The organism is Aggregatibacter actinomycetemcomitans (assembly GCF_023518055.1).
Taxonomy (GTDB): domain Bacteria; phylum Pseudomonadota; class Gammaproteobacteria; order Enterobacterales; family Pasteurellaceae; genus Aggregatibacter; species Aggregatibacter actinomycetemcomitans.
Genome location: NZ_CP085096.1, coordinates 166,341 through 184,838 on the forward strand (window position 1 = coordinate 166,341; position 18,498 = coordinate 184,838).

An 18,498-nucleotide genomic window follows, 5' to 3' on the forward strand; every position below is an offset into this window, starting at 1 on the left:
TTGATTTATTCTCGATGATATGGATGATTGGCAGTGAGCGACCACGCGCGATACAGGCTTTCCGCCACCACCACGCGCACCAACGGATGCGGCAAAGTAAGCGGTGAAAGTGACCAACTTTGTTCGGCGGCGGCTTTACATTCCAGTGCCAAGCCTTCCGGCCCGCCGATGAGCAAACAAACATCGCGCCCGTCATTTTTCCAGCCTTCTAATTGTTGAGCCAGCTGTTCCGTGGTCCAGGGGTTACCTGGAATGTCCAGTGTCACCACCTTGCCTTTTCCGGCAGCCGCCAACATGGCTTTGCCTTCCTGTTCCAAAATACGTTTGATGTCGGCATTTTTACCCCGTTTACCGGCAGGAATTTCAATGAGTTCAAAAGGCATCTCTTTCGGAAAGCGGCGTTGATATTCCTCAAAGCCCGTAGTCACCCACCCCGGCATTTTGGTTCCAACGGCAATTAACTGAATTTTCACCTTTCGATCCTCAACAGCACCTAAAAAATAGCGGGAAAAACAACCGCACTTTTTGGCGTCTATGCCCAAAGTTTTTCCAGCTGATACATTTCGCGGCTTTCTGCCTGCATGATATGTACGATGGCGTCACCCAAATCCACTACCACCCAATCGGCGGTTTCCTTGCCTTCATCGCCGAACACGTCGATACCGGCAAGTTTGCATTCGGTAATTAATTTTTGCGCCAAAGAAGACACATGGCGGGAAGAGGTGCCGGTGCAAAGGATCATGGTATCGGTGACGGAGGATTTTCCCTTCACGTTTAACGATAAAATATCGGTGGCTTTTAAATTATCCAGTTTATTCACCACGAAATCGACTAATGACATTATTTTTCCTCAATTGACAAAAGGTGCAAATTTTACCATTGAATAAAATACACGCCAATCTGTTGGCTAGCGTTTTGCGCGAAACGGTTTGCGGCGATTGTTATTCTGTGCGCTGAAATTGGTTTGCCGTTTTAATCGATAAGGCTTCGGCAAATCCTGTAATAACGCGTTCGGATCGTATTGGCTCACGGTAATGCTGTGTCCGATATATTCTTCAATCGCCGGCAAATTCATGGCGTATTGCTCGCAGGCGAAGCTGATGGAAATGCCGCTTTCGCCGGCACGTCCGGTACGCCCGATACGGTGCACATAATCTTCCCGATCGTCCGGCAAATCGTAATTGAACACATGAGTCACTTCCGCAATATGCAGCCCGCGCGCCGCCACGTCCGTCGCCACTAAAATATCCAAATCGCCGTCGGTAAATTTTTTCAATAAGGAAAGCCGTTTTTTCTGCGCCACATCGCCGGTTAATAAGCCCACGCGATGCCCGTCCGCCGCCAAATAGCCCCAAATTTCCTCGCATTTATGTTTGGTGTTGGCAAACACAATACAGCGCTCCGGCCATTCTTCTTCCAAGAGCGTCAGCAACAACGGCATTTTGTCCCGATTGGACGGATAAAATAATTCTTCTTTAATTTGCTGCCCGGTTTTTTGTTCAGGTTCGATTTCCACATATTCCGGGCTATTCATATCTTCAAAAGCCAGTTCACGCACTTTGTAAGACAAGGTGGCGGAGAACAACATGGTCAAGCGTTGTTGTGGTGGCGGGCATTTGCGTAACAAATAGCGAATGTCACGGATAAAACCCAAATCGAACATACGATCCGCTTCGTCCAGCACCACCGTTTGAATCTGATCCAAACGAATCACGCCCTGTTTCACATAATCAATTACGCGCCCCGTGGTGCCGATAAGCACGTCCACGCCGTTTTCAATGGCTTTGAGTTGCTTGTCATAGCCGTCACCGCCGTAGGCAAGTGCGGTCTTAAATTTGGTTGTTTTTAAGAAAATCTGCGCGTCGTGTTCAATTTGCACCGCCAATTCGCGGGTTGGTGCCAGAATCAAAGCGCGCGGTTGATTGGCTTCCGTTTGTTTCGGGTAGGTTAATAAATGATGGAAAAGTGCGGACAAAAACGCGATTGTTTTTCCGGTGCCGGTTTGTGCCTGTCCGGCAACATCTTTGCCTCGTAACGTAATGGGCAGCGAGAGCGCCTGAATCGGCGTACAAAAATCAAATCCTTTGTCGTTCAACGCCTGTAACACCAAAGGATGTAGGGCTAAATCGGCGAAACGTGCCGAACTTAAATAATTCTGTTGCATAGTCTCAAATTTATCGTAAAAAATTGGCGCTAAGCATAGCACGAACAGGGAAAATCCCCAAAAATTAGACACAACAAATTTAGGGAATTTTGTAAACGAACATTAAAGGTGGACCTGAAAAACGCCCGCAAAAACCACCGCACTTTTCTGCAATCCGGGGTTGGATCAAACAAACACAGAAAAAAAAACGTTAAAAACTAGACAGTGCCTAAATTTAATGCTAAGTTACGCACCAATTTCAAATTGGCCTCCATTCATTTATTTCTTAAACATTCAACTCTAAACAAACTTCAAATAAACTATGCATCTTACAGAACTTAAAAATATGCCGGTTTCCGATCTGGTGAAACTGGGCGAAGACCAAATGGGTTTGGAAAATTTAGCCCGTTTACGCAAACAAGACATTATTTTTGCGATTTTGAAACAGCACGCCAAAGGTGGGGAAGATATTTTCGGCGGCGGCGTGTTGGAAATTTTGCCGGACGGTTTCGGTTTCCTGCGTTCCGACGACAGTTCCTATTTAGCCGGCCCGGATGATATTTATGTCAGCCCGAGCCAAATTCGTCGTTTCAATTTACAGACCGGGGACAAAATCGAAGGGAAAATTCGACCGCCGAAAGAAGGCGAACGCTACTTTGCCCTCCTTAAAGTTGACCAAGTCAACGACGACAAACCGGAAGTATCCCGCAGCAAAATCCTTTTCGAAAACTTAACCCCATTACACGCCAACTCCCATTTAAGAATGGAACGCGGCAACGGTTCTACCGAAGATTTAACCGCCCGTATTTTAGATTTGGCCTCCCCGATTGGTAAAGGTCAGCGTGGTTTGATCGTGGCGCCGCCAAAAGCGGGTAAAACCATGTTGCTGCAAAATATCGCACAAAGTATCACGCACAATTACCCTGATGTCGAACTTATCGTCTTGCTGATTGATGAACGTCCGGAAGAGGTAACGGAAATGCAACGTTCCGTGAAAGGCGAAGTCATCGCGTCCACCTTCGACGAACCGGCGACCCGTCACGTCCAAGTGGCGGAAATGGTTATTGAAAAAGCCAAACGTGCCGTCGAACACAAAAAAGACGTAGTGATTTTACTCGATTCCATCACTCGTTTAGCGCGCGCTTACAACACCGTAACCCCGGCTTCCGGCAAAATTTTATCCGGTGGTGTGGACGCCAACGCTCTACATCGCCCAAAACGCTTTTTTGGTGCGGCACGTAACGTAGAAGAAGGCGGTAGCTTAACCATTATCGCCACCGCGCTGGTGGATACCGGTTCGAAAATGGACGAAGTAATCTTCGAAGAATTTAAAGGCACCGGTAACATGGAATTGCATCTTTCGCGTAAAATCGCGGAAAAACGCGTGTTCCCGGCAATTGACTTCAACCGTTCAGGCACCCGTAAAGAAGACTTGCTTACTACCCCTGACGAGTTACAAAAAATGTGGATCCTGCGCAAAATCCTTAACCCAATGGGCGAAGTGGAAGCCATGGAATTCCTTATCGACAAACTCGCCGTAGCAAAAACCAACGAAGAATTTTTTGAGATTATGAAACGCTCATAATTTCCACCGCACTTTACCTTGAAAAAGCCGCTTTTGACATCATCAAAAGCGGCTTTTTGTTTAAGGTTATCGTCTAAAAAGTGCGGTTAAAAAACACATCATTTTCTCACCGCACTTTAGTTTGCTAATTTAACGCTTTGCCCTTTAATTCCGGTACCAGGAACACGGTCGCCAACATATCAATCACATAAATCACTGCCAATAAGGCAATGGCGGTTTGGAATGAATATGCGCAGACGATCGCACCGACCACAATCGGTCCGAATCCGCCGACGGCGCGCCCTAAGTTAAATAGCACATTTTGTGCGGTAGCGCGCGCTTGAGTTGGGTAGGCTTCCGCCATTAAGGCACCGTAACCGCCCATCATGCCGTTCACAAACATCCCTAAAAATGCGCCGGCAATCAGCGTCGCCGTCGGGTCCGCTAATTGAGAATAGGCGAAAATACTCACCACGGCACCGGCTTGGAATAACAGAAAACTCGGTTTGCGCCCGATATGATCCGCCAAACGTCCGAAAATCCAGATGCCGACCATCATGCCGCACACGGTGACCGCTGTCCAAATGCCGGATTTTGTTAAGCTGAAACTCAGTTGCTTGGAGAGAAAATTCGGCATCCAAATCATGATGCCGTAATACCCGAAATTTTGTACGGAAGTCAGCACCACAACGCCTAAACTGATTTTGATGGTGGCTTTATCTTTCACCAGTAATTTGAACGATTCCAACTTGGAAAACCAACCGCTTTTTTCCGCTTTGCGCTCAGAAAGTGCGGTTTGTTTTTGCACAAAAATTTCAGGTTCATGTAAGTGAGCGCGTAAATACCAGGCGACAAATGCCGGGAAGATACCCACCACAAACATTCCGCGCCAGCCGATATGCGGTAATAATACCGGTGTCAGCAACGCCGCCCCCAGCACGCCGACTTGCCAGCCGAGCGCCACATAAGATGCCGCTTTGGCGCGATGACGCGCCGGCCAGGCTTCCGCCGCCAATGTCATGCCAATACCGAATTCGCCGCCCAAGCCGATTCCGGCGATGGTGCGGTAAATGAGCAAATCCCAATACCCTTGCGCTAAGGCACATAAACCGGTGAACACGGCGAATAGGATAATCGTCCACATGAGCACGCGCACGCGCACGCGCCCGTATTTGTCACTTAACGCACCGAATAAGATGCCACCGACTACCGCGCCGACTAAGGTCCAGGTGACCAAAGAACCGCCCTGTGCCGGGGTTAAACCTAAATCGGCGGAAATAGCGCTTAACATGAAACCGAGAATGAGAAGATAGAAACCGTCCATGGCATAACCCACGGCGGAACCCAGCAAGGCTTTCCAGCCATAGCTATTTACGTTTGTTGTCATTTTGAATTGTCCTTCTGTTACTCACGGGTAACATTTAAAGTTAGAAGAGAAGAGATTTTTTAGGCTGTGTACAAGGCTAAAAAATTGTGCGCCAGTCTACTGCTTTCAGGGAAAATTTCAATAAGCAAAGCACAGAAAGTGCGGTCGGTTTTGAATGTGTTTTTTACGGCGGGAATGTAGAATCACCAGAAAAAATTTAGGCGGTGATGAAAACCGCCTAAATTAGCAAATCAATTATTGATTGTTTTGAACGTAATCAATCGCTGATTGAACTGTTGTGATTTTTTCAGCTTCTTCATCCGGAATTTCGATATCGAATTCTTCTTCTAAAGCCATCACCAATTCAACAGTATCTAAAGAATCCGCACCTAAATCTTCAACGAAAGACGCTTCAGGTTTTACATCTTCTTCTTTCACGCCTAATTGTTCAACGATGATTTTTTTTACGCGTTCTTCAATGCTCATTTGTTTCTTCCTATGTTTAAGTTTTCGCTCATTGCGATAAGTTAAGTAGTGTATGTACTTACCGAAAATTTACAACGTTTTTGGCAAGAGGTCAAACCTCAAAAAACATTGAATTTTCACAAAGACATACAGTGAAAAAAAATAGTTACGTCTTTCACGAACCCTTGAACGACCTAACCAAGTTACATTGCGGAGGCGATTTTAACACTAAGCCGAACGTTTGGCTATTGCTTTTATCCTATTTACCGCACGTAACCTTTCGCCAAATACCGCCTAGCTCATGTACATTCCGCCATTAACGTGCAACGTTATACCGTTAATGTATGCCGCATCGTCGGAGGCTAAAAATGCCACGGCTTTAGCAATGTCTTTCGGTTTGCCCAAATGTCCCGCCGGAATTTGGGTCAGCAGGTTGTTTTTTAATTCTTCGCTTAATACTTCGGTCATATCTGTTGCGATAAAGCCCGGTGCCACAACGTTTACGGTAATCCCGCGGGAGGCCACTTCTTTCGCCAAGGCTTTACTAAAACCGACTAAACCGGCTTTTGCCGCGCAGTAGTTACTTTGCCCCGGGTTACCGGAGGAACCTACGACGGAACCGATGTTGATGATACGTCCGAAGCGTTTTTTCATCATGCTGCGTAACATGGCTTTGGAAAGATGATAAACGGAGCTTAAATTGGTTTGTAAAATATCGAACCATTCTTCATCTTTCATACGCATTAACAGATTGTCACGGGTAATCCCGGCGTTGTTGACTAAAATATCAATGTCGCCGAATTCTTTTTTGATGCGCTCCAATACGCCTTCGATAGAGGCTTGATCGGCAACGTTTAATACCAAGCCTCTGCCTTTTTCACCTAAATAGGCGGAAATCGTTTCTGCGCCTTTTTCAGAAGTTGCCGTGCCGATCACAAACGCACCTTTCGATGCCAATTCTTCCGCCACCGCACGACCGATACCGCGTGTTGCGCCTGTCACGAGTGCAATTTTGCCCTGCATAGTTTTACTCCTTTTTACTCATTATTATGCGAATAATTCTTCAATTGAATCGAGGGATTTCACATCGTTCACCGAAACCGCCTGCAATGAATCCACAATACGTTTAGTTAGCCCGTTTAACACTTTGCCCGGACCGATTTCCACTAACACTTCCACGCCGTTGCCCGCCATTTTCTGCACGGTTTCAGTCCAACGCACCGGGCTATAAAGCTGGCGAACCAAGGCGTGACGAATGGCTTCCGCCTCGCTTTCCCCTTTCACGTCCACATTATTTAATACGGCAACACTCGGTGCCTTTAAGGTAATACTTTCTAAGGAAACGGATAATTGATCCGCCGCCGGTTTCATTAATGCACAATGGGAAGGCACGCTCACCGCTAACGGTAACGCACGCTTAGCGCCGGCTTCTTTACACAATGCTGCCGCACGTTCTACCGCCGCTTTCGTACCGGCAATGACCACTTGTCCCGGTGAATTAAAGTTCACTGCAGACACCACTTCCCCTTGTTCCGCCTGTTTACAAGCATTAATAATCGCTTCATTATCTAGCCCGATAATGGCATACATGGCACCGGTGCCTTCCGGTACAGCTTGTTGCATGAGTTTACCGCGCAATTCCACCAATTTAACTGCATCCTGGAAATCCAACACGCCGGCACATACCAACGCGGAATATTCACCCAAACTGTGTCCCGCCATGACTTCCGGTTTTAATTGCGGATATTTTTCCTGCCACACACGATAAATTGCTACGGACGCAGCTAAAAGCGCAGGCTGGGTTTGCCAGGTTTTATTCAACTCTTCTGCCGGACCTTGTTGTACCAATTGCCATAAATCATAGCCCAACGCCTCGGATGCCTGTTTGAAAGTGTCCTGCACCACAGGATATTCCACCGCCAATTCGGCAAGCATACCCACAGCTTGAGAACCTTGTCCCGGGAAAACCATTGCAAATTTTTTCATACTTTTTTCCTACTTAAAAATGTGAGAAAAACCGACCGCACTTTAAAGTGTCAATCCGCATCAATACCTAAAAAGTGCGGTCATAAAATTCATTAAATCTTCATTATTAAAACCTAACCAGGGCGGATCCCCAAGTCCAACCACCGCCGAAGGCTTCCAGCAGGAGCAGCTGCCCGCGTTGAATACGTCCGTCACGCACCGCTTCATCCAGCGCCACCGGCACCGTTGCCGCACTGTTATTGGCATAACGATCCAGCGTCACCACCACTTGCGACATATCCATTTCCAGTTTTTTCGCCGTCGCCGTGATAATACGTAAATTTGCCTGATGAGGCACTAACCAATCAATATCTTTTTTATCTAAATTATTGGCGGCAAGGGTTTCTTCCACTACATTGGAAAGCTCGCGCACGGCAAGTTTAAAGGTTTCGTTACCCTGCATCTCAATATAGCCTGATTTGGCTTCACCTCGTTCCGGTTGCGGCAGCACCAAGGCGGCGTGCTTGTCCGCAGAGGCATGCAAATGGGTGGAAATAATGCCTTCCTGTTCGGAAGCCTGTAAAATCAGCGCGCCGGCACCATCACCGAATAACACCACAGTGCTACGATCCGTTTCATCTAATTTGCGGGAGTTTAAATCGGAACCGACCACCAGCGCATTTTTTACTTTACCGGTGCGAATAAATTGATCCGCGACACCTAAGGCATACACAAATCCGGTGCAAGCGGCGGCAATGTCGAAGGAAATGGCATCATCAATCTCCAGCATCCCCTGAATCTGGCAAGCAGCGCTCGGATAGGCATGAGAGTTGCTGGTTGTAGCGACCAACACAAGATCGATTTCCTGCGGGTCAATGTTTGCGGCTTCAATCGCTTTTTTCGCTGCTTCAACGCCCATGGTTGATACGGTTTCATTCGGATCGGCAATGCGACGTTCGCGAATACCGGAACGGGTCACAATCCATTCATCTGAAGTATCTACCATTTTTTCTAAATCGACATTGGTGCGAATATTTTTTGGTAAATAACTACCGGTAGATAAAATTTTGCTAAACATAGTCATCTCATTAAAAATAGTGAGGGAACTCACTAATCTATGATATTTAATTCTTATTTAATCCCGCTAAAATTTTTTGTGGAATTTGACGACGGGCTTGTAACGCCGCATCGGCAATGGCATTGGCAAAAGCTTCTTGGTTCGCGCTGCCGTGACTTTTTACTACCACGGAAGTCAAACCAATCAAAGATGCGCCATTATATTGATCGGGGTTGATTTTTTTTAGTCGTTGATATCTGTCTTTGAATAAAGACCGAATTAAACAACTGAAAACCGTGCTTAATATACTATTTTTCTTCTCACTTTTCAGTAAGGAAATCACATTCTTCGCCGCCCCCTCCAGGGTTTTTAAGGCAATATTACCGGCAAAACCGTCACTGACAATCACATCCGCCATGCCGTTTAACAGGCAGTTCCCTTCAATGAACCCTATATAATTAAGTGCGGTATCTTTTTGCAGTAAATCAGCGGCATCACGCAGGGATTTATACCCTTTCACTGCTTCAATACCGATATTCAACAACGCAATGCGAGGATAAACCAAATCCAGCGTATTCTCGGCAAAAATAGCCCCCATCAGCGCAAACTGGTATAGGTTTTCCGCGTCACATTCCAGATTGGCGCCCAAATCAAGCATGATAGTACGTTCACCGGTGATGGTCGGAATCGCGGAGATAAGCGCGGGGCGATGAATGCCTTCAAGGGGCTGTAATAAAATTTTTGACAACCCCATTAATGAGGCGGTATCGCCGGCACTGACACAAGCCTGCGCGGTATCCTTTTGTACCGCTTCAATAGCTAAACGCATTGAAGTATCTTTACTGTGACGTAACGCATAGGAAATACCTTGGCGATTATCAATTACGCGGGCGCAATGAATGATGTCACAACGTTGACGAACAGTGTTTGAAGCGGCGGATAAAAGCGGAAGAATTTGTTGGCGATCGCCAAATAATACGAGGAAAAGCGCTGGATCACGTTCCAAGGCTAAAATGGATGCAGGGATAGTAATACGGGGACCTATGTCCCCGCCCATCGCATCTAACGCAAGGGTTAGACGACTCAAGTGATTACCTTTGCTGTAATGGATAATTACTTGTTAATCACTTTACGACCACGATAGTAACCGTCAGCGGTTACATGGTGACGCAAATGAGTTTCACCACTTGCTTTATCAACAGAGACTGCAGCTGTGGTTAACGCATCATGAGAACGACGCATATCACGACGTGAACGGGATTTTTTATTTTGTTGAACAGCCATTGGCTATACTCCTAAATTATTTTTGCTTTAAATTAGCTAATACAGCGAACGGGTTCGGTCTTTTCGCCAGCTCTTGCGGCAATTCGCCAAAAACCTGTTCCGCCACGGACACTTCACAGTGTTCAGATGAATGCATTGGTACAATCGGCAAACTTAAAATGAGTTCATCTTCAATCGCACCGAGTAAATCTATTTCACCGAATTCATTGAATTCAATTGGCTCATAGATCTCCGGCAATACATCAATTTGATCAAAACTAGCTACCGGACTGTAGCAAAATTCACAATCAACGGTTTGTGTAAACGGTTCACCACAACGGTGACAAGTCAACTTGACATCAACGCAGGCATGACCTTGCATAACAACTAATTTTTGCGGATCAATAAAGAACGATAATGTAACCTGTGCATCGCTGAGCACTTTACTGACCGATTCGGCAAGGCGGCTTAATTGATTAACGGAGTAATAACCCTGATAATCCAATCTTCGTTGCGCGTCTTTTACCGGATCAACAGTTAGGGGTAGCTTTACCTTTTGCATAGGGAGCGCATATTACTCTTTGGGAATAAAATAGTCAAAGGAAATTATTGTTATAAACATGAAAATCAATGCTAAAAATCAATTTTTTGCATCAACATAAATTTTGTCGTCGGAAAGCGTTTGGCTAAATAGCTTTTGAAATATTGTTGCGTATCTTGTGTAATCAATTTATCCGTAGGCGGATAAAGATTATAAATCAATGTATCCACGTTAATATTTTGATGCGCGCATACTTCTAAACTGAGCAATGTATGATTAATGCTACCCAATCTACCGGAAGTCACCAAGATTAACGGATAATTATGTGCCGTAATATAATCCAAGGTTGTCTTTCCCTCGGCATAAGGGACCATCAAACCGCCTGCTCCTTCCAGCAAAACATAATCATATTTTTGCGCTAAGAGTGCGGTGTATTTTTCAATCGTTTTTTCATCAATATAGGTATTTTGCAAACATGCAGCTAAATAGGGTGAACAAGGATAATCAAATAAATAGCAGCAGGTTTCCCCTTTGCGATCTTCATCTGCTAATTCAACACCTTGAATTTTGCGGTGAATTAAAATATCTGATGAAATATCGCAACAACCTGTTTGCACCATTTTCTGAGTGATTACCGAATACCCCAATTGCATTAAGTATCTAGCGTAATAACCTGTGGCAACGGATTTGCCAATATCGGTATCAATGCCTGAAACAAACAATACTTTTCCCATTATGCATTCTCTTTTTTTCGTGCCAACATGAAGATCGGCACATAAGTTAATGAAACTTTACCCTGTTCATTGATGTAATGTTGATGATATTGCTCACAAAAGCGAGCAACTTTCTCACGATTCCAAATTCGATTATTCGTTGCTGTGACGCCGGTATCTTTTAAATGTCTCAGCACTGAAAGTGCGGAATCAAATTCTAGCCGAATTTCCTTTTGGGATAAGTGAATAATATGAAAATTCGCCATTAATGTTTCCCGCCATTGTGCCAGATTAGGGTAATCCAAACCGATTTGGCTTAGTGCCCTGATTTCAGGCAAATTCGTCGGCGCAAATGTACTCAATAAAATCATACTGTTTGGTATTAAGTGTGTCGAACATCGGTACAAAAAAGCCAATGGATCGGAAAACCATTGAATGGTTGAGGCGGAAACGATCAAATCATATTGAGCAGATAAGACCAAAGATTCGCCACATCCTTGGTAAAAATTATAGTTCCGAAGTGGCAGATTCTGCATTAATTGAGCGGAAACATCGCACAAATCATTACAATCCCAATGCTCTGCCTCAATATTTTGCATCAATAAACGGGTAAAATTACCTGTGCCGCAACCAATTTCCAGCACTCGATGAAAACGGCTTCCACCTTTTTCCAATAATAATTTCAATAAATCATTGGCAATATGTTGTTGAGCAATGGCATTTTTTTCATAGGTTTCTAATGCGGCATTGAAACATTGCATTATACGCTCTTTTTTGATCACCATAATTGCGCCCATGTTTGTAGTAATGGGAACAAATAATGCCCACCCAGCATTTCAACCATCGTACAACGAGAATGCCAGTAATTACGCTGATTCTGCACAGGAAAAATACGATCTTGCGTGCCAATAATGGCTTTCGTCCAGTGCAGAGGGACATTTTGCCGGTTTGTCAACAATGCTTCATAAAGTGCGGTCAATTCGGCATGTGTTTCTTCAATTGAACGCTGCCCTTCCAGCGATTGATATTGTAGTAATGTACTTTTGTCACCACACATTCGGCGTTCAAATTTATGTTGATTGACCTCATCAAAAGCTTCCAAAGTGCCTTTAAATACGGCACAAGGGATGCCATATTCATTGTGCATAGGGAGCCCCGTGCCATTAATTGCAGTGGCGGAAAGTAATGGTGTTTGCCCCATCACATGTTCAGCCACCCAAACACCCATAGACCATGCTACTAAGCGTACACTTTCATAACAGGAAAAATCAAAATTAAGCGATAAATCCCGATAGTCATAACAAACCAGCAAATCATGTTCTTTCGGTAATGTTAAATGTTGGATGACCAATGGTGTCATACCCCATCCGGTGAAATACACGATTAAATGCCGACGTGTCAGGTTTACGTTAATTAATTGATATTGCATAAAATAACTGTTCTATAAATTGTTCAATTTCATCATGGGTCATATCGGCTGTTAAAGACAAACGAATGCGAGATGTTCCGACAGGAACGGTAGGCGGCCGAATAGGTAAGCAATAATATCCACATTGTTGAAGGCGGTGCGCTATTTTTATAGTGCGCTGATTTTCGCCTAAAATATAAGGTACTATATGGCTTTCACTTGGCATTGGCATATTGAATTGCTCTGCGAGAACCTGCCGTAATCGCGCACTTAATTGCATGAGATGTTGTCGTTTAGCCTGAAAGTGCGGTTGTTTTTCGAAGAGAAATGTGGTCCATGCCACATTGAATGGCGGTAACGCTGTGCTGAAGATCAAAGGGCGCATAGTGTTAATTAAATAATCTTTAATGACTCGATCACAAACCACATAAGCGCCCATGGAAGCAAACGCTTTACCAAAAGTCCCTACCAAAAAATCAATGTCAGGTAGGCAATTTGTCTGTTCGGCAACACCCAGACCCCGTTCGCCATAAACACCAATGCCATGTGCTTCATCCACATACAACATAACATTGTCAAATTGCTTTTTAAATGCAACCAATTGTGATAAGTCTGCGAGATCCCCATCCATACTGAACACACTTTCCGTCACCACAATAATGCGTTCATAATGAAGATACTGTTTGTGTAAAATGTTATACAAGTGATCGTAATCGTTATGACGATACCGCAAAAACGGGGAATTGCTCAGGCGAATACCATCAATAATGCTGGCATGTACCAATTTGTCAGCGACGATCAAGGTTTGTTTATTGGCTACTGCCGGTAAAATACCAATATTGGCGTGATAACCGCTATTAAACAGCAAACATGCCTCCCGCCGAAACGCATTTGCCATTAATTGTTCAAGGGCTTCATATTCGGGGAAATTGCCGGTTAGCAAGCGCGACGAAGAGGAGGTAAAGTGCGGTAGTTTTTCAATGTATTTTTTAAGAAAAGCTTGTTGTAACGATACATCACCGGCTAACCCCAGATAATCATTAGAAGCCAAATTGAGCATCTGATGTCCATTTTGCTCAACAAACTTACCGTTATGGTGAATTTGCGGGAAACGGCGATATTGATCTTTTTGCCGTAATATGTCCAGTTGTGTGGAAAAATAATCCGACCTATTCATAGTATTCCTCTCTGATTGCCGCCAACATACCGGAAGTTAATGCAGATAATTGTGACGGACTGATAATAAAAGGTGGCATTAAGTACACTAATCTGCCAAACGGGCGAACCCAGACGCCATGTGCCACTAAACGCACCTGCAATGAGGTTAAATTGACCGGTTCATACATTTCCAAAACACCAATAGCACCCAGTACCCGTACAGCTTTCACCGCATTAAAATTTTCCGCAATCTGCAATTCGGCTTTCAGTTGTTGTTCAATACGTTTTACATTGCCCTGCCAATCGTTTTCCAGCAATAAATCAATTGATGCTGTAGCAATGGCACAAGCTAATGGATTTGCCATAAACGTCGGTCCATGCATAAAACATTGTGCTTCACCACGACAAATAGTTTGCGCAATAACACGGGTTGTAATGGTTGCCGACAGCGTTAAATAACCGCCGGTTAACGCCTTACCGATACACATAATGTCAGGTGAAATGTCGGCATATTCTGCCGCAAATAATTTTCCTGTGCGACCAAAACCGGTAGCAATCTCATCAAAAATTAGCAATACGCCGTATTGTTGACAAAGTTGTTGGGCCCGGACTAAATACATTGGCGAATAAAAATACATTCCTCCTGCCCCCTGCACTACCGGTTCAAGAATAAGTGCGGCTAATTCTGCACCTCGTTTTTCCAATAAATCCGCCAATGGTGCAATATCTTCTTCACACCATGGTTGCCCAAAAGAAGTTTGAGGCTGTGGAAGGAAATACTGCACCGGCAAACTTTTGGCAAACAGGCTATGCATCCCCGTCACCGGATCGCATACCGACATGGCATGCCAAGTATCACCATGATAACCTGAACGAATGGTTGCAAATTTATATCGCTGAGTTTCACCTTTTGCATGTTGATACTGAATAGCCATCTTCATCGCCACTTCAACGGCAATGGAACCACTATCGGCAAAAAAGATTTGTTCTAATCCCGAAGGTAATAAAGGTAACAATTTTTGTGTCAGTTTAATAGCCGGTTCGTGAGTTAACCCACCGAACATAATGTGGCTCATTTGCGCCAACTGTTTATTTGCCGCTGCATTCAGACGAGGGTGATTATAACCATGTAACGCTGCCCACCAAGACGACATTCCGTCAATCAGCTGACGTCCATCTTTAAGCATAATCATTACGCCCTCTGCGCGTTCTACTGCATAAATCGGTGTAGTTGGTGGAAGTGCTGCATAGGGATGCCAAATATGTTCACGATCAAATTTTAATAGCTGTTGTTGATTCATAGAGTTAATCGAAAAAGAATAAAATTGTGATTTTACCTGAGAATTGGCGCCACCCCCAAATACTTATATATGATTAAAACTGTCTTTTACATCTTCTGAAGTACTTCCAATATTTTTTCTTTCCGATATAACGACGGCAGTAAATCCCCCTCATTGCACAAGCCGAATAAGTTGTTATAATCACCCCTCATTCATCTTAACATTGTAGAAAAAATAACCATTATGAACAAATCCACTTATTGGCAGCGCCTGAAAGTTGCCTTTCAATATGTTATGCCACAACTGTATTTAACCCAATTGGCGGGCTGGTTCGCCAAGCAAAAATGGGGCGCAGTCACTCATTTCGTAATTAAACTCTTCGCCAAGAAATACAATGTGGACATGAGCGAAGCGAAAAAAGAAAACTTCAGCGACTACGAAAATTTCAACCAATTTTTTATTCGCGAATTAAAAGACGGTGCCCGAAAAATAAATGAAAATCCTACCGCACTTTGCTTGCCGGCAGATGGTCGTGTGAGCCAAATCGGGCATATTGACGACGAATTATTATTGCAAGCCAAAGGGCATTTTTTCAGCTTGTCCGATTTATTGGCGGGCGATGAGGAATTGGTCAACACCTTTAAAAACGGCGAATTCGCCACCATCTATTTATCTCCTCGCGATTACCACCGCGTGCATATGCCGTGCGATGCCACCCTGCGCAAAATGATTTATGTGCCCGGCGCCTTGTTCTCGGTGAACCCGTTCCTGGCGGAACACGTGTCTAACTTATTTGCCCGTAATGAACGGGTGATTTGCCTGTTTGATACCGAATTCGGCCCTATGGTGCAGATTCTGGTGGGCGCCACGATCACCGCCAGCATGAGCACCGTTTGGGCGGGCGTGATTAATCCGCCGCGCGCCGATGAAGTGAAAGTCTGGACGTATCAAGAGGAAAATGCGGTAAAATTGACCAAAGGTCAGGAAATGGGCGCATTTCAGTTAGGTTCTACGGTCATCAACCTTTTCCCGGCTAATCGCGTGACCTTAACAGAACATTTGCAGGTGGACGAACCCGTCAGAGTGGGTGAAATATTAGCCACGATCAATTAATTTTTATCATACAAAGGAAAACAACATGACGGCAGCGTTTTTTAATCAAGTGAAATTGGACGATACACAAGCCAAAGGCAGCTACGGTATCGGCTTGCAAATCGGTCAGCAATTATTGGACAGCCAATTAGCGGTAAAAACGGAAGCCGTGGCAAAAGGAATTTACGATGTGTTAAATCAACACGCGCCGGTATTGGATTTCAACGAAATCAGCCAAGCGCTGCAACAATTACAACAACAAGCGGCAGAAGCACAACAGGCGCAATTCAAAGAAATTGAAGCGGCTGGCAAAGCCTTCTTGGAAGCCAATAAACAAAAAGACGGTGTGAAAATGACCGATTCCGGTTTGCAATATGAAGTGCTGATTGAAGGCGACGGCAAAGTGCCTTCCGCCACGGACAAAGTCAGCGTACACTACACCGGCACGCTACCGGACGGCACCGTATTCGACAGCTCCGTAACACGCGGTCAACCGGCGGAGTTCCCGGTTAACGGCGTGATTAAAGGTTGGGTCGAAGCCCTCTCCATGATGCCGGTCGGTTCCAAATGGCGTTTGGCGATTCCGCATGAATTGGCTTACGGCGAACGTGGTGCTGGCGCAGCCATTCCGCCATTCAGCCCGTTAGTGTTTGAAGTGGAATTATTGGATATTCTATAATTCAAAAAAATCATCCTACAAAAAACGGCGTTATGATGAACGCCGTTTTTCTTTTCTCTCTTTTTATAACACGATCATATCGTCCCGATGAATAGCCACCGCGCCGTACTCATAGCCCAGCTGTTGTTCAATATCCTGCGATTGTTTGCCTTTAATCAGTTCCAGCGCATCGCTGTTATAGCGCGGCATGCCGAGGGCAATGTCCTTGCCTTGTGCATTCCGAATGCGCACCACTTCACCGCGTGAGAAACGCCCGCTGACACTCACAATGCCTGCCTGCAGTAAAGATTTATGCTGAATTAACACCGCACTTTGTGCGCCTTCATCAATGGTCAGTACGCCTGCCGACGGCGCGGTGAACAGCCATTGTTTACGGTTTTCCAAACGATCCGCCTGCACCAAAATCGCCACCAGCGCTGATAAATTATCGTTATCCCACTTTAATTTCCGCCGTCGCCACCGCATCATTTTCGTTGATCACCGGAATAATGCGGTTATCCAGCAACGCGTGCATTCAGGAAACGTTCGCGATCTTCAATATCGGCGCGGGTCAGCAACATTTGCCCGATGTGAATATCATAAATGGCAAACAGTTTTTCCCAGGTTTGAATCAGCTGGCTCTGCTCCTCCGCCGCCAGCAATTGTTTGGACGCCACGGTGGGCGGCAATTGCGGGTGATTTAAATAATTAATGGCGACCGGCGGCAATGGCACCCGAGGTCACGATCACCAGGCGAAAACCTGCCTGATGTAATTGTGCCAACTGACGAACAATTTCCATCATGTAGGCTAAATTCAATTTCGGCGAGCCCTGCGTGAGCGTGCTGGTGCCGAATTTCACCACAATGGTTTTATTATTCTGTTGCATACTGACTTCTCTCAAAAATGCACTTAACCTAGCATAAATCCTGAAATTTATCCAAAAATCCCACCGCACTTTAGTGCTTATTCTATTAAGCATTTTTGTTCAATGACGAAAGGTCTATAATGTCGCTAATTAATTTTAGGTAGATTCATCATGGAAAGAGAAAACATCACACCCGACTATCAACGGGAAGTCACGCGATTATGCGTGCAAACGGCGCTGTTATTACTACAACATGGCGCGGAAAGCACCGTCGTGTCGCAAATGGCGCAACGGCTCGGTTTTGCACTGGGGGTAGAAAGTGTAGAATGCGCCCTCACCGCCAACGCCGTGGTTATCACCACCTTGGCTAACAACCATTGCATCACCACCGCCCGTAAAAGCACCGACAAGGGCATTAATATGCAAATGGTCACCGACGTGCAACGCATTGTCATCTCTGCCGAACATAAAATCTACGACATTCAGCTGGTCAGGAAAAAACTCTCGCAACTCAAGCCGCTAAAATATAACCGCTATTTTGTGGTCTTGATGATCGGCTTATCCTGCGCCTCTTTTGCCCATTTATCCGGCGGCAATGCGCTGATTTCGCTCATCACCTTTTTAGCCGCCTCCGTCGCCATGTTCGTGCGGCAGGAATTGTCCAAACGGCACTACAACCCGGTCATTGTGTTTGCCGTCACCGCTTTCGTCGCCTCGCTCATCGCCGGCATCAGTCTGAAATATCAGCTCGGCAACGACCCACAAATCGCCTTGGCGTCCAGCGTATTATTACTGGTGCCTGGCTTTCCGTTAATCAATTCTTTGGCGGATATTCTGAAAGGCTATGTGAATATGGGAATCGGGCGTTGGGCGATCGCTACCATTCTCACTTTCGGCGCTTGTCTCGGCATTGTCTTCGCCTTGAGCGTACTCAACATCACCACGTGGGGGCATTAAA

The 18,498-nt window shown here is 45.2% G+C and carries 20 protein-coding genes and 1 pseudogene; 4 read left to right on the top strand and 17 right to left on the bottom strand.

Going from position 1 to position 18,498, the window contains the following annotated elements; all coding sequences use genetic code 11:
* Positions 1-5: 5 nt before the first annotated feature.
* The 3 genes from rlmH to rhlB all read right to left on the bottom strand — a co-directional run bounded on the left by rlmH (position 6) and on the right by rhlB (position 2,164).
* A complete protein-coding gene (gene rlmH / locus LIN98_RS00810; protein ID WP_005566841.1) occupies positions 6-473 on the bottom strand; it encodes a 23S rRNA (pseudouridine(1915)-N(3))-methyltransferase RlmH in 468 nt (155 codons plus the stop codon).
* A gap of 59 nt (positions 474-532) precedes the next feature.
* Entirely contained in the window at positions 533-841 is a 309-nt protein-coding gene (gene rsfS, locus LIN98_RS00815) for a ribosome silencing factor (protein WP_005547673.1), read from the bottom strand.
* Between the two features lie 66 nt (positions 842-907).
* On the bottom strand, positions 908-2,164 hold the full coding sequence (gene rhlB, locus LIN98_RS00820; protein WP_005589362.1) for an ATP-dependent RNA helicase RhlB: 1,257 nt from the start codon (positions 2,162-2,164) through the stop codon (positions 908-910).
* Between the two features lie 301 nt (positions 2,165-2,465).
* On the opposite strand from rhlB, the gene rho reads away from it, so the two are divergent.
* Positions 2,466-3,728 (top strand): transcription termination factor Rho, encoded by a 1,263-nt coding sequence (gene rho, locus LIN98_RS00825; protein WP_249856132.1) that lies wholly within the window; start codon positions 2,466-2,468, stop codon positions 3,726-3,728.
* 124 nt (positions 3,729-3,852) lie between these two features.
* On the opposite strand, the gene LIN98_RS00830 is transcribed toward rho, so the two are convergent.
* The 13 genes from LIN98_RS00830 to bioA form a co-directional block, all read right to left on the bottom strand.
* On the bottom strand, positions 3,853-5,094 hold the full coding sequence (locus tag LIN98_RS00830; protein WP_014167457.1) for an MFS transporter: 1,242 nt from the start codon (positions 5,092-5,094) through the stop codon (positions 3,853-3,855).
* Between the two features lie 234 nt (positions 5,095-5,328).
* Positions 5,329-5,559, bottom strand: coding sequence for an acyl carrier protein (acpP, locus tag LIN98_RS00835; protein WP_005544465.1), 231 nt, complete (start codon positions 5,557-5,559; stop codon positions 5,329-5,331).
* 273 nt (positions 5,560-5,832) lie between these two features.
* Positions 5,833-6,561 carry a 3-oxoacyl-ACP reductase FabG gene (fabG, locus tag LIN98_RS00840; RefSeq protein WP_005569002.1) on the bottom strand — a complete coding sequence of 243 codons (729 nt, stop codon included), beginning with the start codon at positions 6,559-6,561 and terminating at the stop codon, positions 5,833-5,835.
* A 24-nt stretch (positions 6,562-6,585) separates the two neighbouring features.
* Positions 6,586-7,524: an ACP S-malonyltransferase gene (gene fabD / locus LIN98_RS00845; protein WP_005567754.1), complete on the bottom strand. Its 939-nt coding sequence runs from the start codon at positions 7,522-7,524 to the stop codon at positions 6,586-6,588.
* Between the two features lie 106 nt (positions 7,525-7,630).
* Positions 7,631-8,581, bottom strand: coding sequence for a beta-ketoacyl-ACP synthase III (locus tag LIN98_RS00850; protein WP_005567752.1), 951 nt, complete (start codon positions 8,579-8,581; stop codon positions 7,631-7,633).
* A gap of 46 nt (positions 8,582-8,627) precedes the next feature.
* Positions 8,628-9,647, bottom strand: a complete 1,020-nt coding sequence (gene plsX, locus LIN98_RS00855; protein ID WP_005585968.1) for a phosphate acyltransferase PlsX — start codon at positions 9,645-9,647, stop codon at positions 8,628-8,630.
* A gap of 26 nt (positions 9,648-9,673) precedes the next feature.
* On the bottom strand, positions 9,674-9,844 hold the full coding sequence (gene rpmF / locus LIN98_RS00860) for a 50S ribosomal protein L32 (protein ID WP_005544470.1): 171 nt from the start codon (positions 9,842-9,844) through the stop codon (positions 9,674-9,676).
* A 16-nt stretch (positions 9,845-9,860) separates the two neighbouring features.
* Positions 9,861-10,385, bottom strand: a complete 525-nt coding sequence (gene yceD, locus LIN98_RS00865) for a 23S rRNA accumulation protein YceD (protein WP_005567749.1) — start codon at positions 10,383-10,385, stop codon at positions 9,861-9,863.
* Positions 10,386-10,456: 71 nt separating this feature from the next.
* Entirely contained in the window at positions 10,457-11,098 is a 642-nt protein-coding gene (bioD, locus tag LIN98_RS00870) for a dethiobiotin synthase (RefSeq protein ID WP_014167460.1), read from the bottom strand.
* Positions 11,098-11,862, bottom strand: a complete 765-nt coding sequence (bioC, locus tag LIN98_RS00875) for a malonyl-ACP O-methyltransferase BioC (RefSeq protein ID WP_005547693.1) — start codon at positions 11,860-11,862, stop codon at positions 11,098-11,100. Before bioC ends, bioD begins: the two co-directional genes overlap by 1 nt.
* Positions 11,856-12,506, bottom strand: coding sequence for a DUF452 family protein (locus LIN98_RS00880; protein ID WP_005547695.1), 651 nt, complete (start codon positions 12,504-12,506; stop codon positions 11,856-11,858). The genes bioC and LIN98_RS00880 overlap by 7 nt, the downstream gene beginning before the upstream one ends.
* Positions 12,487-13,662, bottom strand: coding sequence for an 8-amino-7-oxononanoate synthase (locus LIN98_RS00885; RefSeq protein ID WP_005567746.1), 1,176 nt, complete (start codon positions 13,660-13,662; stop codon positions 12,487-12,489). Before LIN98_RS00885 ends, LIN98_RS00880 begins: the two co-directional genes overlap by 20 nt.
* Positions 13,655-14,944 carry an adenosylmethionine--8-amino-7-oxononanoate transaminase gene (gene bioA, locus LIN98_RS00890; RefSeq protein WP_005567745.1) on the bottom strand — a complete coding sequence of 430 codons (1,290 nt, stop codon included), beginning with the start codon at positions 14,942-14,944 and terminating at the stop codon, positions 13,655-13,657. The genes LIN98_RS00885 and bioA overlap by 8 nt, the downstream gene beginning before the upstream one ends.
* A gap of 222 nt (positions 14,945-15,166) precedes the next feature.
* On the opposite strand from bioA, the gene asd reads away from it, so the two are divergent.
* Positions 15,167-16,036 (top strand): archaetidylserine decarboxylase, encoded by an 870-nt coding sequence (gene asd / locus LIN98_RS00895; protein WP_005567744.1) that lies wholly within the window; start codon positions 15,167-15,169, stop codon positions 16,034-16,036.
* A 25-nt stretch (positions 16,037-16,061) separates the two neighbouring features.
* Positions 16,062-16,694, top strand: coding sequence for a BamJ family beta-barrel-assembly machinery protein (locus LIN98_RS00900; RefSeq protein WP_005562679.1), 633 nt, complete (start codon positions 16,062-16,064; stop codon positions 16,692-16,694).
* A gap of 63 nt (positions 16,695-16,757) precedes the next feature.
* Here the strand turns inward: LIN98_RS00900 and proB are convergent.
* Positions 16,758-17,561: pseudogene (gene proB, locus LIN98_RS00905) on the bottom strand (glutamate 5-kinase).
* Between the two features lie 150 nt (positions 17,562-17,711).
* Here proB and LIN98_RS00910 point away from each other — a divergent pair.
* Positions 17,712-18,497, top strand: a complete 786-nt coding sequence (locus tag LIN98_RS00910; protein ID WP_005569756.1) for a threonine/serine exporter family protein — start codon at positions 17,712-17,714, stop codon at positions 18,495-18,497.
* Position 18,498 lies beyond the last annotated feature (1 nt).

Bases quoted from the DNA above. Each gene is read 5' to 3' on its own strand.
- rsfS (WP_005547673.1), bottom strand. From the start codon at position 841: ATGTCATTAGTCGATTTCGTGGTGAATAAACTGGATAATTTAAAAGCC.
- rhlB (WP_005589362.1), bottom strand. From the start codon at position 2,164: ATGCAACAGAATTATTTAAGTTCGGCACGTTTCGCCGATTTAGCCCTA.
- rho (WP_249856132.1), top strand. From the start codon at position 2,466: ATGCATCTTACAGAACTTAAAAATATGCCGGTTTCCGATCTGGTGAAA.
- LIN98_RS00830 (WP_014167457.1), bottom strand. From the start codon at position 5,094: ATGACAACAAACGTAAATAGCTATGGCTGGAAAGCCTTGCTGGGTTCC.
- acpP (WP_005544465.1), bottom strand. From the start codon at position 5,559: ATGAGCATTGAAGAACGCGTAAAAAAAATCATCGTTGAACAATTAGGC.
- fabG (WP_005569002.1), bottom strand. From the start codon at position 6,561: ATGCAGGGCAAAATTGCACTCGTGACAGGCGCAACACGCGGTATCGGT.
- fabD (WP_005567754.1), bottom strand. From the start codon at position 7,524: ATGAAAAAATTTGCAATGGTTTTCCCGGGACAAGGTTCTCAAGCTGTG.
- LIN98_RS00850 (WP_005567752.1), bottom strand. From the start codon at position 8,581: ATGTTTAGCAAAATTTTATCTACCGGTAGTTATTTACCAAAAAATATT.
- rpmF (WP_005544470.1), bottom strand. From the start codon at position 9,844: ATGGCTGTTCAACAAAATAAAAAATCCCGTTCACGTCGTGATATGCGT.
- yceD (WP_005567749.1), bottom strand. From the start codon at position 10,385: ATGCAAAAGGTAAAGCTACCCCTAACTGTTGATCCGGTAAAAGACGCG.
- bioD (WP_014167460.1), bottom strand. From the start codon at position 11,098: ATGGGAAAAGTATTGTTTGTTTCAGGCATTGATACCGATATTGGCAAA.
- bioC (WP_005547693.1), bottom strand. From the start codon at position 11,862: ATGGTGATCAAAAAAGAGCGTATAATGCAATGTTTCAATGCCGCATTA.
- LIN98_RS00880 (WP_005547695.1), bottom strand. From the start codon at position 12,506: ATGCAATATCAATTAATTAACGTAAACCTGACACGTCGGCATTTAATC.
- LIN98_RS00885 (WP_005567746.1), bottom strand. From the start codon at position 13,662: ATGAATAGGTCGGATTATTTTTCCACACAACTGGACATATTACGGCAA.
- bioA (WP_005567745.1), bottom strand. From the start codon at position 14,944: ATGAATCAACAACAGCTATTAAAATTTGATCGTGAACATATTTGGCAT.
- asd (WP_005567744.1), top strand. From the start codon at position 15,167: ATGAACAAATCCACTTATTGGCAGCGCCTGAAAGTTGCCTTTCAATAT.
- LIN98_RS00900 (WP_005562679.1), top strand. From the start codon at position 16,062: ATGACGGCAGCGTTTTTTAATCAAGTGAAATTGGACGATACACAAGCC.
- LIN98_RS00910 (WP_005569756.1), top strand. From the start codon at position 17,712: ATGGAAAGAGAAAACATCACACCCGACTATCAACGGGAAGTCACGCGA.